This is a genomic window from Cupriavidus sp. GW821-FHT02F09 (genome assembly GCF_059421605.1).
In genome coordinates this window covers 79959-94360 of the sequence record NZ_JBWKVH010000016.1, presented here as the reverse complement: position 1 = coordinate 94360, position 14402 = coordinate 79959, and the positions used below count along the sequence as shown (strand labels likewise).

15 protein-coding genes are annotated in these 14402 nt (G+C 65.2%); 4 read left to right on the top strand and 11 right to left on the bottom strand.

Annotation, left to right across the window (positions count from 1 at the left end; genetic code table 11):
* The first annotated feature begins 476 nt into the window (after positions 1-476).
* On the top strand, positions 477-833 hold the full coding sequence (locus AC07XB_RS19425; RefSeq protein ID WP_492372673.1) for a YmdA family protein: 357 nt from the start codon (positions 477-479) through the stop codon (positions 831-833).
* On the opposite strand, the gene AC07XB_RS19420 is transcribed toward AC07XB_RS19425, so the two are convergent.
* Positions 806-1726, bottom strand: coding sequence for a ferritin-like domain-containing protein (locus AC07XB_RS19420; RefSeq protein ID WP_492829429.1), 921 nt, complete (start codon positions 1724-1726; stop codon positions 806-808). The genes AC07XB_RS19425 and AC07XB_RS19420 overlap by 28 nt on opposite strands.
* A 131-nt stretch (positions 1727-1857) precedes the next feature.
* On the opposite strand from AC07XB_RS19420, the gene AC07XB_RS19415 reads away from it, so the two are divergent.
* The 3 genes from AC07XB_RS19415 (at position 1858) to AC07XB_RS19405 (ending at position 3986) form a co-directional block, all read left to right on the top strand.
* Complete coding sequence (locus AC07XB_RS19415) at positions 1858-2382, top strand: gamma carbonic anhydrase family protein (protein WP_416048089.1); 525 nt, start codon at positions 1858-1860, stop codon at positions 2380-2382.
* Positions 2383-2429: 47 nt separating this feature from the next.
* The gene (gene hslO / locus AC07XB_RS19410; protein ID WP_477133026.1) at positions 2430-3458 is read left to right on the top strand and encodes an Hsp33 family molecular chaperone HslO; all 1029 of its coding nucleotides are present in this window, start codon (positions 2430-2432) and stop codon (positions 3456-3458) included.
* Between the two features lie 126 nt (positions 3459-3584).
* The gene (locus tag AC07XB_RS19405; protein WP_492372675.1) at positions 3585-3986 is read left to right on the top strand and encodes a hypothetical protein; all 402 of its coding nucleotides are present in this window, start codon (positions 3585-3587) and stop codon (positions 3984-3986) included.
* 123 nt (positions 3987-4109) lie between these two features.
* Here the strand turns inward: AC07XB_RS19405 and ftsB are convergent, their stop codons facing one another.
* The 10 genes from ftsB to AC07XB_RS19355 form a co-directional block, all read right to left on the bottom strand.
* Positions 4110-4448, bottom strand: a complete 339-nt coding sequence (gene ftsB, locus AC07XB_RS19400) for a cell division protein FtsB (protein WP_174422818.1) — start codon at positions 4446-4448, stop codon at positions 4110-4112.
* 82 nt (positions 4449-4530) lie between these two features.
* Positions 4531-5820, bottom strand: a complete 1290-nt coding sequence (gene eno / locus AC07XB_RS19395; protein ID WP_043344931.1) for a phosphopyruvate hydratase — start codon at positions 5818-5820, stop codon at positions 4531-4533.
* 104 nt (positions 5821-5924) lie between these two features.
* Complete coding sequence (locus AC07XB_RS19390) at positions 5925-6215, bottom strand: DUF1330 domain-containing protein (RefSeq protein WP_006160203.1); 291 nt, start codon at positions 6213-6215, stop codon at positions 5925-5927.
* A gap of 90 nt (positions 6216-6305) precedes the next feature.
* A complete protein-coding gene (kdsA, locus tag AC07XB_RS19385) occupies positions 6306-7178 on the bottom strand; it encodes a 3-deoxy-8-phosphooctulonate synthase (RefSeq protein WP_492829431.1) in 873 nt (290 codons plus the stop codon).
* A 29-nt stretch (positions 7179-7207) separates the two neighbouring features.
* The gene (gene pyrG / locus AC07XB_RS19380) at positions 7208-8860 is read right to left on the bottom strand and encodes a CTP synthase (RefSeq protein ID WP_043344927.1); all 1653 of its coding nucleotides are present in this window, start codon (positions 8858-8860) and stop codon (positions 7208-7210) included.
* Between the two features lie 149 nt (positions 8861-9009).
* Complete coding sequence (locus tag AC07XB_RS19375) at positions 9010-9831, bottom strand: alpha/beta fold hydrolase (RefSeq protein WP_492807773.1); 822 nt, start codon at positions 9829-9831, stop codon at positions 9010-9012.
* 21 nt (positions 9832-9852) lie between these two features.
* On the bottom strand, positions 9853-10674 hold the full coding sequence (locus AC07XB_RS19370) for a proteasome-type protease (RefSeq protein ID WP_193692133.1): 822 nt from the start codon (positions 10672-10674) through the stop codon (positions 9853-9855).
* A 142-nt stretch (positions 10675-10816) separates the two neighbouring features.
* Positions 10817-11641 (bottom strand): transglutaminase family protein, encoded by an 825-nt coding sequence (locus tag AC07XB_RS19365; protein WP_492829433.1) that lies wholly within the window; start codon positions 11639-11641, stop codon positions 10817-10819.
* A gap of 40 nt (positions 11642-11681) precedes the next feature.
* Positions 11682-12635, bottom strand: coding sequence for an alpha-E domain-containing protein (locus tag AC07XB_RS19360; protein ID WP_441633667.1), 954 nt, complete (start codon positions 12633-12635; stop codon positions 11682-11684).
* Positions 12636-12730: 95 nt separating this feature from the next.
* Positions 12731-14203 carry a circularly permuted type 2 ATP-grasp protein gene (locus AC07XB_RS19355; protein ID WP_492372679.1) on the bottom strand — a complete coding sequence of 491 codons (1473 nt, stop codon included), beginning with the start codon at positions 14201-14203 and terminating at the stop codon, positions 12731-12733.
* Between the last annotated feature and the right edge of the window lie 199 nt (positions 14204-14402).

Genomic DNA, 14402 nt, shown 5'->3' with positions numbered 1-14402 from the left:
CCAGCGTCCGGCCGGCACAACCTGCCGCGCCACGGACAACCGATCGCGCGCATCGATATGCGTCGCCCTCCCGACAGTCAAGTTTTCGCCGAATCTGACGTTAGCAAGGACATGCGGAGCGCATCGCTATGGCGCATCCCATTCGGCAGATCAGACCACACGTTCCAGTCGCAGGAGGGGGCATCCATGCCAGCTCATTTTTTCCGAAAAATTTATAAGATTATTCGTATAAATGCCAATCGGAACCATTCCATTTTCGCCCTTTTAACAAGGGTAATTCCTATACCCCTCAGTAGCATCAGCACGGTGGATAGCAGCACATTCCGCAACCTGACCTAACAGAGTAGTGCAAAAAAAAGGGTTGGGAAAACTCGGATTATCTTGATTGTTTTTCCCAATCTTGGGAAATAAAGTTCCCAAAGAGCACGCAGAAATTTCCCAATGTGCTTCAAGTTAATGACGAACAGGAGATCACGATGAGCACGTTTGCAAGCACCGGCCGCGCCGCCTCCCACCGCTTCGCGCTCCGGCTGCCGTTGGCCCTGGCGAGTGCTTTGCTTTCGGTATCCGCGTGGGCCGCGGATGGCGTGATCTACTTCCGGGGGGCCATCGTCGCGCCGCCCTGCAATACGCAAATCAGCACGAGCGGGACCGCCTCGGTCAATTGCCCGGCAAACGGCACCCATGCCGCGGAGTCCGCCTCCCTGCCGCTGCTGCCTGGCCGGGTCGTCCAACTGGCGGCAGCGCGCGCCTCGGTCGTGCCCGTGCAATTCACAGCAGGCCCCGGTAGCGCCGGCAAGCAGGGCTATGTCGTGGTGACGGAATACAACTGAGCGGCCTGTCCCTCGAGCCACGCCAGCTCATCCTCGTCGAAACCCGCCGCGCGGCGCGCTGCCAGGTTGAAGGGCGGCCGCAGGCGCGGTGCCTGGTAGCGCGCGGCCAGTTCGGCGTAGGTGGCGACGGGGTCCAGGCCACGGCAGGCACACAGCCAGCGGTACCAGCGGTTGCCGATGGCTACGTGACCCACCTCGTCGCGCAGGATGATGTCGATGATGGCGGCGGCCTCATGATCACCGGCGGCTGCGAGCTTGGCGCGCACCGGTGGCGAGGCATCCAGCCCGCGCGCCTCCAGCGTGCGCGGCACCAGCGCCATGCGCGCCAGCACATCGCCGGCGGTCTTGTCCGCCATCTCCCACAGGCTGTTGTGCGCCGGAAAATCGCCGTAGCGCGCATCCAGCGTGGCCAGGTGCTGCGCGAGCAGGCTGAAATGCAGCGCCTCCTCGTCGGCCACGCGCAGCCAGTCCAGGTAGAAGGCCACCGGCATCGCGTCGAATCGCCAGATGACATCCAGCGCCAGGTTGATCGCGTTGAACTCGATATGCGCGAGCGCGTGGATCAGCGCCGCGCGGCCGGCGGGCGTATGGATGGACCGCCTGCGCTCCACCCGCTGCGGCGCCACCAGTTCGGGCAGCGGCGGCCGGCCGGGCAGCGGCAACTCGGCCGCGATCGCCTCGCCGATGCCCAGGGCCTCCGGCGCCATGGCCTCGGCCGCCAGCCGCATCCGGCGCGTGGCCGCGGCCTTCTCGTGCGCGTCGCTCAGGCAGAGGATGGCAAGCGCCTGGCGGCGCAAGGACGGCGCCGCCACGCCGGATAAAGCGCCAGGCGCGGCACCGCGATCGGGGTCAGGGGCGCCAGGAGACGCGGCATCGGGTAGGTTTGCTGGCATAAGCGTAAAATCCGGTTTGCCGCCATTGTAGGGCCCGGCAGGTGGCACCCTATGCCAGCAGGCCCGCCCACGACCCTTTAAAGCCCGGCGGCAAACCCCATATACCCATACGAACTTGTGCAGGAGACCCCATGGCGCTTTACCAGCTCGGCGACGTTGCCCCCACCATCGATCCGGATGCCTACGTGGCGCCGGAGGCCACCATCATCGGTAACGTGATGCTCAAGGCACGTGCCAGTGTATGGCCAGGCGTGGTGATCCGAGGCGACAACGAGCCGATCGTGGTTGGCGAGTCCAGCAATGTGCAGGAAGGCACCGTGCTCCACACCGACCCCGGCTGCCCGCTGACCATCGGCGACAAGGTCTCGATCGGCCACCAGGCCATGCTGCACGGCTGCACCGTGGGCGAAGGCTCGCTGATCGGCATCCAGGCGGTGATCCTGAACCGTGCGGTGATCGGCAAGGAGTGCCTTGTCGGCGCCGGCGCCGTGGTCACCGAAGGCAAGGTGTTCCCGGACCGCTCGCTGATCCTCGGCGCGCCGGCCAAGGTGGTGCGCGAGCTCACCGAGCAGGACGTAGCCAACCTGTATCGCAATGCCGAGACCTACGCCACCCGCCAGGCCATGTACAAGACACAACTCAAACGCATCGACTAAGCGACCAAGGCGCCGCGCCAGCGGCTCCGATTTACCGACGGATCATCGTGACTGACACCACCACCCCTGACACCCTGCAGAAATTCCTGTTCGACGCGGCCCCCGTGCGCGGCGAGCTGGTACGCATGCAGGCCACCTGGCAAGAAGTGCTGCGCCGCAACCATTACCCCACGCCGGTGCGCCGGCTGCTGGGCGAAATGATGTCGGCCGCCGCCCTGCTTTCGGCCAACCTGAAGTTCAACGGCGCGCTGGTGATGCAAGTGCACGGCGATGGCCCGGTGCGCATGCTGGTGGTGGAGTGCTTGTCCGACCTGTCGATGCGCGCAACGGCCAAGCTGGCCGAAGGCGTGACGCTGGCCGACGACGCCACGTTGGCGGATCTCGTCAACGTCAGCGGCCACGGCCGCTTCGCCATCACGCTGGACCCGCAGGACAAGCTGCCCGGGCAGCAGCCGTACCAGAGCATCGTGCCGCTGGCCGACAAGCATGGCCCGATGACATCCATGACCGCCGTGCTCGAGCACTATATGCAGACGTCCGAGCAGCTCGACACGCGGCTATGGCTGGCCGCCGACGACAAGGTCGCTGCAGGCATGCTGCTGCAAAAGCTGCCCTCCTACGGTGGCACGCTGGAAGGCCACGCCGAGCGTGAGCCCGCGCAAGTGGGCGAAACCGGCGCGCCGCTGGCGGACACAGCCCGCGCGCAGGACCTCGACACCTGGGACCGTGCCTGCCAGCTCGGCGCCACGCTGAAGGACGCCGAACTGCTTGCCGAGACGCCGGACACCTTGCTGCGCCGCCTGTTCTGGGAAGACCTGGAAGCCACCGGCCTGCGTGTGTTCGAGCCGCTGACCCCGCACTTCCAATGCTCGTGCTCGCGCGCCAAGGTGGCGGGCATGCTGCAGAACCTGGGCCGCGTGGAGATTGAAGACATCCTGGTGGAACGCGGCGAAGTGGAAATCCAATGCGATTTCTGCGGCCAGCAGTACCACTTCGACCCGGTCGATTGCGCGCAGCTGTTCACGCCGGTCCCCGTGGCTACCGGCGCCGGCGACGGCGCGGGCCAGCAGCACTGAGCGGCAACGCGCGGGACGGCGATGCGAGCGACGGTGCAAGCCATGATGCGAAGCGCAACGGCAGGAACCTTTCTGCCCTGCGCCGGGGTCCAAGCGTCAGCGCCCCACCAGAGTCAGGGAATCATCATGTCCGCTTTGTCCTCTCACCCGTGCGCCACAATCAGCGCCATGCTGCTTGGCGCCGTGCTGGCCTGCGGCGGCTGCGCCCAGTTGCCGCGCGACCTCAACGGCTCGCCGCCGACGGCCCGCCTGGCGCCCAACGCCGTGCCGCCGCCTCCCGTCACCGCGGAAGACATCCAGAAGATCGGCGAGCTGAACCGCCAGGTACTGCGCGAGCAGGATGCCGCGATTGCCCGCCAGCAACAGGCGCAAGCCATGGCGCGGGCGGCAAGCTACTATGCCTATCCCTCGCCTAGCTGGAACCTGTATTACGGCGGCTGGGGCGGCGGGCACTGGGGCGGCGGAGTCGGATTCAGCAGCCCGGGATACCGGGGCTGGGGCTACGGTGGCTATCCGTACTGGTGGTAAGCAGCGGTAAGCGGCCGACGAAACTGGTGCGGCAAGCAACCAAGGACGCGAGCATGCTTCATCCATGCCGTTGCGGAGCAACGGCGGCAGACGCTACGAGATAGAAAACGGGAAAGACGCCAGTCAGTGGCGATTGAATGCCGGGGAGTTCGCCGGAGGCGGCAGCGGCGGCGTGGCGCTGACCTTGGGGGCCGGTGCCACGAACTGCACGAACACCTCGCCATCCTTGACCATGCCCAGCTCATAGCGGGCACGCTCCTCAATGGCGCCGGTGCCATCCTGCAGGTCCTTCACTTCCCCTTCCAGCTTGGCATTGCGCAGCTTGAGCGCTTGGTTGTGCGCGCTCTGTTCCTGCACCTGCTTGTCCATATCCCACACACGCAGCCAGCCGCCCTTGCCCAGCCATAGTGGATACTGGATGGCGAGCAACAGCACAAACAACAGCAACGAGATCAGGCGCATGGATTCTGGCGCTTAAGCGAAAAAAGGAAGTTGCGTCATGCGCCGGCCACGGCATCGTGCGCGGCCGGCGCATGGCACGAGCTTAGCGCAGATTGTAGAACGCGCTCTTGCCCGGGTAGCTGGCGATATCACCGAGATCTTCCTCGATGCGCAGCAGCTGGTTGTACTTCGAGATACGGTCCGAACGCGACAGCGAGCCGGTCTTGATCTGGCCGGCGTTGGTGCCCACCGCGATATCGGCGATGGTGCTGTCCTCGGTCTCGCCCGAACGGTGCGAGATCACGGCCGTGTAGCCGGCGCGCTTGGCCATTTCGATGGCGGCGAAGGTTTCGGTCAGGGTGCCGATCTGGTTGATCTTGATCAGGATCGAGTTGCCGATGCCCTTTTCAATGCCTTCCTTCAGGATCTTGGTGTTGGTGACGAACAGGTCGTCGCCCACCAGCTGCACGCGCTTGCCCAGCTTGTCGGTCAGCACCTTCCAGCCGTCCCAGTCGCCTTCGCCCATGCCGTCCTCGATCGACACGATCGGGAACTTGTCGCACAGGTTGGCCAGGTAGTCGGCGAACTGGGTCGAGGTCAGCTTCAGGCCTTCGCCATCCAGGTGGTACTGGCCTTCGGCTTCGTGATAGAACTCGGTCGCCGCGCAGTCCAGCGCCAGCAGCACGTCTTCGCCAGCACGGTAGCCAGCCTTCTCGATGGCCAGCAGGATGGTGTTCAGGCACTCTTCGTTGGAAGCGAAGTTGGGGGCAAAGCCGCCCTCGTCGCCAACCGCCGTGGACATGCCCTTGTCGGACAGGATCTTCTTCAGTGCGTGGAACACTTCAGCGCCGCAACGCAGGGCTTCACGGAAGCTCGTTTGCGACACCGGCATGATCATGAATTCCTGGATGTCCAGGCTGTTGTTGGCGTGCGCGCCACCGTTGACGATGTTCATCATCGGCACCGGCATCTGCATCGCGCCCGACCCGCCGAAGTAGCGGTACAGCGGCAGGCCGGCTTCTTCGGCAGCGGCGCGGGCCACGGCCATCGACACGGCCAGCGTGGCGTTGGCGCCAAGGCGGGCCTTGTTGTCGGTGCCGTCGAGGTCGATCAGGGTGCGGTCCAAGAAGGCTTGCTCGGAAGCGTCCAGGCCCATGATGGCTTCGGAGATTTCAGTATTGATATGCTCGACCGCCTTCAGCACGCCCTTGCCGAGGTAGCGCGACTTGTCGCCGTCACGCAGCTCGATGGCTTCGCGCGAGCCGGTGGATGCGCCCGACGGCACTGCCGCGCGGCCCATCACGCCGGATTCGAGCAGGACGTCGCACTCGACCGTCGGGTTACCGCGCGAGTCGAGAACTTCGCGACCGATGATATCTACGATTGCACTCATGGATTCCTCTTGGACTGTTGATGCTTGATGACTTCTTACTACACGGGCGCCATGCCCTGGACTACCGCTGGCTACAGCTGACCGAGCTGGCTGACGCCTAAGCCTTAAGCGCCTTCCACCACGATCATGTTCATGCGCGCGGCGTGCTCGCGCGACTTGCGCGCGGCGCGGTATTCCTCGCTGTCGTGGAACGACTTTGCCGCGTCATAGCTGGGAAACTTCAGCACGACCACGCGCGTCGGGGCCCAGTCGCCCTCGAGCTTCTCGGTCTTGCCGCCGCGCACCAGTACCTCGGCGCCATGCACCTTCATGGCATGGCTGGAGAGCACTTTGTACTCTTCATACTGCTGGGGATCGGTGACATCGACGTGGGCAATGATATAGCCGCTGGCCATGGCGTATCTCCGTGTGTTCTTATGATGTTGATTCTACTTGGCTGATCATGGCCGCCCGATGACGGCCATGACCGCGGTGGCACGGCAAGCTCAGGCGCAAGCCGCCGGCCAGCCGAAATTGTCTTCCAGGAAGCCGTTGCGCTTGACCAGGGTGTCCAGGTCCTTGAGCACCGACAGCAGTTCCTTCATGCGCGACAGCGGCACGGCGTTGGGGCCGTCCGACATGGCCTTGCTCGGATCCGGATGGGTTTCCATGAACAGGCCCGCCACGCCAACCGCCACGGCGGCGCGGGCCAGCACCGGCACGAACTCGCGCTGGCCGCCCGAGCTGGTGCCCTGGCCACCCGGCAGCTGCACCGAGTGGGTGGCGTCGAACACCACCGGCGCGCTGGTCTCGCGCATGATCGCCAGTGAGCGCATGTCCGAGACCAGGTTGTTGTAGCCGAAGGAAACGCCGCGTTCGCAGGCCATGAAGCTGTCTTCCGGCAGCCCGGCCTCGCGCGCGGCATCGCGCGCCTTGTCGATGACATTCTTCATGTCGTGCGGCGCGAGGAACTGACCCTTCTTGATATTGACGGGGCGGCCGCTCTGCGCGCAGGCACGGATGAAGTCGGTCTGCCGGCACAGGAAGGCCGGCGTCTGCAGCACGTCGACCACGGCCGCCACCGGCTTGACCTCGTCGATCTCGTGGATGTCGGTCAGCACCGGCACGCCGATCTCGCGCTTGACGGTGGCGAGGATCTCGAGACCCTTCTCCATGCCCAGGCCACGGAAGGTCCGGCCCGACGAGCGGTTGGCCTTGTCGAACGAGGACTTGTAGATAAAGGGAATGCCAAGCTCGCTGGTGATCGCCTTGAGCTCACCGGCCGTATCCAGCGCCATCTGCTCGGACTCGATCACGCACGGGCCGGCGATCAGGAAGAAGGGCCGGTCCAGGCCGACGTCAAATCCACAGAGTTTCATCGCTAATCTCCTGCTTGCGGTGCCGGGGCTTAGCCCGCCTTCTTCTGCTGGCTGGCCAGCGCCGCTTCCACGTAGGCCTTGAACAGCGGATGGCCATCGCGCGGGGTGGAGGTGAATTCCGGGTGGAACTGCACGCCCACGAACCACGGGTGCAGGCTTTCCGGCAGTTCCATCATCTCGGGCAGGTCTTCGGTCGGCGTACGGGCCGAGATCACCATGCCCGCCTTTTCCAGCGTCGGCACGTAGTGATTGTTGACCTCGTAGCGATGGCGATGGCGCTCGTTGACTTCCGGGCCATAGATCTGGCTGGCCTTGGTCCCGGCCTTGACCGGCACGCGCTGCGCGCCAAGGCGCATGGTGCCGCCCAGGTCGGACTCGGCGGAGCGCTGCTCGACCTTGCCTTCGCGATCCACCCACTCGGTGATCAGCGCGACCACCGGATGTTCGGTTTCCAGGTTGAACTCGGTCGAGTTGGCATCGGCCATCGCCGCCACGTGGCGCGCGAATTCGATCACGGCCAGCTGCATGCCCAGGCAGATGCCCAGGTACGGCACCTTGTTCTCGCGAGCGTACTGGATCGCGCGGATCTTGCCTTCCGTGCCGCGCTTGCCGAAGCCGCCCGGGACCAGGATGGCGTCCAGCGGCTTGAGCACTTCGAGGTGACCGGATTCGAGCTCTTCCGAATCGATGTACTCGATGTTCACGCGGGTGGCGGTGTGCATGCCGGCGTGGCGCAGCGCTTCGATCAGCGACTTGTAGGATTCGGTCAGGTCGACATACTTGCCCACCATGCCGATGGTGACCTCGTGCTGCGGGTTTTCCTGGGCATTGACCAGGCGCTGCCACATGGAAAGATCGGCCGGTTTGGGATCGATACGCAGCTCCTCGCAGATCAGGCGGTCGAGGCCTTGCTCGTTGAGCATCTGCGGGATCTTGTAGATGCTGTCCACGTCCCACACCGAGATCACGGCTTCTTGCGGGATATTGGAGAACAGCGAAATCTTGGCGCGCTCTTCGTCCGGAATCGGGCGGTCGGCGCGGCACAGCAGCGCGGTCGGCGAGATGCCGATTTCACGCAGCTTCTGCACCGAGTGCTGGGTCGGCTTGGTCTTGAGCTCGCCGGCGCTGGCAATGAACGGCACCAGCGTCAGGTGCACGAAGGCGGCGTGGTTGCGGCCCATGCGCAGGCTCATCTGGCGCGCGGCTTCCAGGAAGGGCAGCGACTCGATGTCACCCACCGTGCCGCCGATCTCCACCAGCGCGACGTCCGCCTTGCCACCGTGCGACGCAGCCGCGCCGCGCTCGATGAAGGCCTGGATTTCGTTGGTGATGTGCGGGATCACCTGCACCGTCTTGCCGAGGTACTCGCCGCGGCGTTCCTTGCGGATCACCGATTCGTAGATCTGGCCCGTGGTGAAGTTGTTCGACTTGCGCATCTTGGCCGAGACGAAGCGCTCATAGTGGCCAAGATCGAGGTCGGTTTCCGCACCGTCTTCCGTGACGAACACTTCGCCATGCTGGAAGGGGCTCATCGTGCCGGGATCGACGTTGATGTAGGGATCTAGCTTGAGGAGGGTGACTTTGAGGCCGCGCGACTCGAGAATGGCCGCGAGCGAAGCAGCAGCGATGCCCTTGCCGAGAGAAGAGACGACACCACCGGTGACGAAGACGAATTTGGTCATAAACCGAGCTTGCCGGGGAAATCGGGATTATACATGAGAGGCCGCCTGCTGCAGCGCCGCATTTGCGACAAGTCGCCTTGCCCGGCAGCCGCTGAGACGCTTTCGCCGCTTCGCACTCGCGTCCGCGCCGCCGCCCGATCCTGCCCCGCCTACGGACGCGCGAAGGTGGCGCCGTCGCCCCGCATTTGCCCGACCAGATCGCGGATCAGCCCGGCGGTCTGCCCGGGACGCTCCATCGGATACAGGTGCCCGCCCTCGATAAAGCGCAGGCGCTCGCCCACCAGCTTGCGCGTGGCGCCGAGCCCGCATTGCCGCACTTCGCGCGAACGCGTGCCGGCGACAAAGCTGACCGGCACCGGCGCGCCGCGCGCCACGCGCGCGCCCAGGCTGGTGGGCAGCGTGCGGTAGATCTGGTACTCGATCTCGCGCTCGAAGCGCAGGCGGCGTTCGGCGTCGTTGCCGGTCGGCTCCGTGCCATGCATCGCATAGTCGCGCAGCACCTCCTCGTCCCACGACGCGAACACCGGCTTGGAGCGGAAATGCGCCCACACCGCCTCGGCATCCGGCCAGTGCGTGCGCCGCCGCCGGGTCGCGGCAGCCGGGCTGGGCCGCTCATCCAGGCCGAAGCGTTGACCGGCCTTGAGCAAGGCGGCGCGCCACCCGGCAATCACGGGCGAATCCAGCATCACCACGCCGCGCACCCACTGCGGGCGGCGCAGCGCGGCCATCAGCGACAGGAAACCACCCAGCGAATGCCCCACCAGCCACACCGGCTCGCGGTACTTCTGCTCGATCGAAGCCAGCAGCTCATCGACCAGGTGCGGCCACTCGCGCGTGACCGGGAATTTCGGGTCGTGGCCATAACGGTCCACGGCGCGGATCTCGAAATCGTCTTCCAGCGTTCCGAACAGCTTGCGGTAGGTACTGACCGGAAAGCCATTGGCGTGCGAAAAATGCAGAATGTCGCGCATCGGGGTATTCGCAGCGCGCCCTCAGTCCTGCGTGCCGGCACGTTCGCGCGTGGCGCGCACAGGCTGGCCCCAGCGGTCGCCCGCGCCCTGGCGCGCCAGCGGAAACTCGGCCGGCGCGTTGGCATCCCACTCCGGATCGTTGATCTCGCCGAAGACCTGGCGCAAGCGTTGCCCCCAGGTATCGCGGATCATGCGGAAGTAGGCGTTCTTCTCGTCAATGTTGACAAAGCGGGTCACGCGCAGCGAATCGCCTTCGTAGACCAGCAGGTCCAGCGGCAGGCCTACCGAGATATTCGACTTCAACGTGGAGTCCATCGAGATCAGCGCACACTTGGCTGCCTCGCCCAGCGGCAGCGTCGGCTCGACCACGCGATCGATGATGGGCTTGCCGTACTTGGCCTCGCCGATCTGAAAATAGCAGTTCTCGGGGGTGGCCTCGACGAAATTCCCGGCGGCGTACACATGGAACAGGCGCACGCGTTCGCCGCGGATCTGGCCGCCGAAGATCAGGCTCACATTGAACTCGATGCCGGCCTCGCGCAGCGCGTGGGCGTCGTGCTTGTGCACCTGGCGCACCGCGTCGCCAACGATGGCGGCCGCCTCGAACATATCGCGCGCCGTCCACAGCGAGCGCTTCTCATCGCGGCCCTCCGCCAGTATCTGGCGCACCGCCTGGCTGATCGCCAGGTTGCCCGCGGTCAGCAAGACCATCACCCGGTCGCCCGGCTCCTCGAACACGGTCATCTTGCGAGCGGTCGAGATCGCATCGACACCGGCATTGGTGCGCGAATCGGAAAGGAACACCAGCCCGGCATCCAGCCGCATGGCTACACAGTACGTCATGATCTTGTCTTGTAATGGTGCACATTCACGCCTGGCGCTTCGCCAAGCCTGTCGCCCGGGCCAAGGCCGCATTCTAGCGCCGCGCCGGTGCGCCCGGAAACGTGCGGCACGCCCGTTTTTGGTGCACGGCGCACCACTTCATTCACTGCAACGGCGCAATGGCGATCTCGACCGCCAGCCGCTCGCCGCTGCCACCTTCGCGAATCCCGCGCACCGGTGCAGCCATGCGATAGTCACGCCCGACCGCCAGCCGGATATGGCGCGCGTCGCTCAGGCAGCCGTGGGTCACGTCGATGCTGCACCACAACTCCTTGCCGGCATCCACGCAGACATCGGCCCAGGCATGGCTAGCCAATTCCGACGCGGCCGGGTCATAGAAATAGCCGCTGACGTAGCGCGCCGGCACGCCCAGGGCCCGGCAGCATGCCACCATCACCTGCGCGTGGTCCTGGCAAACCCCGCTGCCCAGTGCGAATGCGTCGCTGGCCGAGGTGTCCACATCGGTGCTATCTGACCGGTAGCGCACCCGCCCGGCGATGCCATTGGCCAGCGCCAGCAGCGCGGGCACCGTCGCCCCCGCCGCCAGGTAGGGCGCGGCAAAATGCACCATCTCCGGCTTGGCGGCGGTCAGCGGCGTGCCGCCAAGGTAATACAGCGGCGACACACGCGCCTCGCCAGCCGGCGGCGCATCGCAAAAGAACGGCCCGTCCGCATCCATTGGCGGCGTGACATCGACCACGCCGCTGGCCTCGATCACCAGCGTATGTGCTGGCCCGGCCACAGTGAAGCTGTGCACGATATTGCCGAAACCGTCACGCGCCTCGGACAGGTTGCCGGGAACGGACAATTGCCATTCCTGCACGGCCTGCAGCGGGCCCGAGCGCGGCGCGAGCCGCAGTTCGTGCACGCTGCGCAGGACCGGCTCGGCATAACGGTAGACCGTCTTGTGGTGAATCTTGTATTTCATGATGTGGCGAGGCCGGCACAACCTCCCCACTTCATATAGGTCAGGCAGCGAGCAGCGGCACGAGGAAATCCCGGCTGATGCCGTTGCCGAGGTCGCCGATGCGCTCCAGGAAACTGGTCAGGTAAGCATGCAGCCCGACGGCGAAGATGTCGTCGATGCGCGCATATTTCAAATCGGCGTGGAGTTTACCAGCCTGGCGCTCGGTCTCCGAAGAAAGGTGGTTGCCCACCAGCGCCAGGATCGACACCACCTCGTCCATGCTGGACACCAGCGAGCGCGGCATGTCGGGACGCAGCACCAGCAGTTCGGCCACGCGCTCGGGCGTGATCACGGTGCGATACACCTTGCGGTACACCTCGAATCCCGACACCGAGCGCAGGACAGCCGCCCAGTGATAGAAATCGTTGGCGTCGCGATTGGGATCGCTATCGTCGACCGTGCTGGCCTGGAACTTCACGTCCAGAATCCGCGCGGTATTGTCGGCGCGTTCCAGGAACGTGCCCAGCCGCATGAAGTGGAAGGCATCATCCTTGAGCATGGTGCCAAACTGCACGCCACGGGCAAGGTGGGAGCGGAACTTCACCCACTCGAAGAACTGCGAAGGATCCTCGCGCAGCACGCCGTCGGCGATCATGCGCTGCACGTCGAGCCAGGTGGTGTTGATGGTCTCCCAGACCTCGGTGGTCAGCGAGCCGCGCACGGCGCGGGCGTTCTCGCGGGCCGCGCGCAGGCAGCTCATGATGGACGAGACATTGGTCATGTCGCGCACCATGAAGTCGATCACGTCGTCGCGCGTAAGCAGGCCGTACTTCTCGTCGAACACCGTGGTCAGCTCGGAGATATCGAGCATGGCCCACCAGCCTTGCTCCGCCACTTCCGCGGATTGCGGCAGCAGCGAAGTCTGGTAGTTCACGTCCAGCATGCGCGCGGTGTTCTCCGCGCGTTCGGTATAGCGCGCCATCCAGAACAGATGGTCGGCGGTGCGGCTAAGCATGGTCAGTCCCCTCGTACAGCGCTGTTCGCCCGCGCGCCGCCGGCAACGCGGCTGCCAGCGCGGGAATCACAAACAATCCTTGCGTGCGCCGCGCGTCAGCGCTCCAGCACCCAGGTGTCCTTGGTGCCCCCGCCCTGCGAGGAGTTGACCACCAGCGAGCCTTCGCGCAGCGCAACGCGGGTCAACCCGCCCGGCACCATGCGCACATCCTTGCCGGACAGCACGAACGGACGCAGGTCGATATGGCGCGGCGCGATCCCCGACTCGACATACGTCGGGCAGGTGGAAAGCGCCAGCGTGGGCTGCGCGATGTACTGCTCGGGACGCGCGCGCACGACCTCGCGGAACGTATCGATCTCCGCGCGCGTGGCGGCAGGCCCCACCAGCATGCCGTAGCCGCCGGCCCCGTGGGTTTCCTTGACCACCAGTTCGCTCATGTGGTCCAGCACGTACTGCAGGTCGTCCGGGCGGCGGCACATGTACGTCGGCACGTTGTTGAGGATCGCTTCCTCGCCAAGGTAGAAGCGGATCATGTCGGGCACGTAGGGATAGATCGACTTGTCGTCGGCCACGCCCGTGCCAATGGCGTTGCAGATGGTGACGTTGCCCGCGCGGTAGACCGAGAGCAGCCCCGCCGCGCCCAGCGTGGAATCCGAGCGGAACACCAGCGGGTCGAGGAAGTCGTCGTCGACCCGGCGGTAGATCACGTCGATGCGCTGCGGCCCCTGGGTGGTGCGCATGTAGAGGTGCTCGTCCTGTACGAACAGGTCGCTGCCCTCGACCAGTTCCACGCCCATTTGCTGCGCCAGGAAGGCATGCTCGAAGTAGGCGGAGTTGTACATGCCGGGCGTGAGCACCACCACCGTGGGATCGGCGATGTTCTGCGGCGAGACGCCGCGCAGCATGTCGAGCAGCAGGTCGGGATAGTGCGCCACCGGCGCCACGCGATTGCGCGCGAACAGGTCCGGGAACAACCGCATCATCATCTTGCGGTTCTCCAGCATGTAGGACACGCCGGAGGGCACGCGCAGGTTGTCTTCCAGCACGTAGAACTCGCCCTCGCCAGCGCGCACTACATCGATGCCCGCCACATGGGCGTAGATATCACGGGGCACGTCGATGCCGAGCATCTCGGGGCGGTACTGCGCGTTGTTGTAGATCTGGTCTGGCGGGATCACACCGGCGCGGATGATGTCCTGCCCGTGATAGATATCGTGGATGAAGCGGTTCAGCGCCGACACCCGCTGGCGCAGGCCGCGCTCGAGCGTTGCCCACTCGCTGGCGGGGAAGATGCGGGGAATGACATCGAACGGGATGGTTCGTTCGGTGCCGCTGTTGGACTCGTCTTTTTCACCGTAAACGGCAAACGTGATGCCCACGCGCCGGAAGATGAGATCCGCTTCGGCGCGCTTGTTGTCCATGGTGCCTTCGGACTGGCGCGCCAACCAATCCGCGAACTGCTTGTAATGCCCCCGCACGGCACCTGCCGGCAGGGACTCGCCCGCGTGGATTGCTGCTGCCACGCCATCTTGCCAATCGAGCATCTCGTCGAAAAACCGCGCCGCCATGATGGCCGTTCCCCCATGATTTGGGTGCCGCCCAAACTGCCGGCTATCCCGTTTTGATTGGCTTGTTGTTCCCGGCACAGCACCTTGAGATCACCACCCGAGGCCCGGCGGCTTGGCCGCGGACCATCTCGTCATGCTTCGAAGTGCTGTCCCTATAGGATACCTATGACCACGAAAGCCGCAAGCGGCAGGCATTCGC

Excerpts from the sequence above, each read along its gene's own strand:
- AC07XB_RS19425 (WP_492372673.1), top strand. The coding sequence starts at position 477 with ATGAGCACGTTTGCAAGCACCGGCCGCGCCGCCTCCCACCGCTTCGCG.
- AC07XB_RS19420 (WP_492829429.1), bottom strand. The coding sequence starts at position 1,726 with ATGCCAGCAAACCTACCCGATGCCGCGTCTCCTGGCGCCCCTGACCCC.
- AC07XB_RS19415 (WP_416048089.1), top strand. The coding sequence starts at position 1,858 with ATGGCGCTTTACCAGCTCGGCGACGTTGCCCCCACCATCGATCCGGAT.
- AC07XB_RS19405 (WP_492372675.1), top strand. The coding sequence starts at position 3,585 with ATGTCCGCTTTGTCCTCTCACCCGTGCGCCACAATCAGCGCCATGCTG.
- ftsB (WP_174422818.1), bottom strand. The coding sequence starts at position 4,448 with ATGCGCCTGATCTCGTTGCTGTTGTTTGTGCTGTTGCTCGCCATCCAG.
- eno (WP_043344931.1), bottom strand. The coding sequence starts at position 5,820 with ATGAGTGCAATCGTAGATATCATCGGTCGCGAAGTTCTCGACTCGCGC.
- AC07XB_RS19390 (WP_006160203.1), bottom strand. The coding sequence starts at position 6,215 with ATGGCCAGCGGCTATATCATTGCCCACGTCGATGTCACCGATCCCCAG.
- kdsA (WP_492829431.1), bottom strand. The coding sequence starts at position 7,178 with ATGAAACTCTGTGGATTTGACGTCGGCCTGGACCGGCCCTTCTTCCTG.
- pyrG (WP_043344927.1), bottom strand. The coding sequence starts at position 8,860 with ATGACCAAATTCGTCTTCGTCACCGGTGGTGTCGTCTCTTCTCTCGGC.
- AC07XB_RS19375 (WP_492807773.1), bottom strand. The coding sequence starts at position 9,831 with ATGCGCGACATTCTGCATTTTTCGCACGCCAATGGCTTTCCGGTCAGT.
- AC07XB_RS19370 (WP_193692133.1), bottom strand. The coding sequence starts at position 10,674 with ATGACGTACTGTGTAGCCATGCGGCTGGATGCCGGGCTGGTGTTCCTT.
- AC07XB_RS19365 (WP_492829433.1), bottom strand. The coding sequence starts at position 11,641 with ATGAAATACAAGATTCACCACAAGACGGTCTACCGTTATGCCGAGCCG.
- AC07XB_RS19360 (WP_441633667.1), bottom strand. The coding sequence starts at position 12,635 with ATGCTTAGCCGCACCGCCGACCATCTGTTCTGGATGGCGCGCTATACC.
- AC07XB_RS19355 (WP_492372679.1), bottom strand. The coding sequence starts at position 14,203 with ATGGCGGCGCGGTTTTTCGACGAGATGCTCGATTGGCAAGATGGCGTG.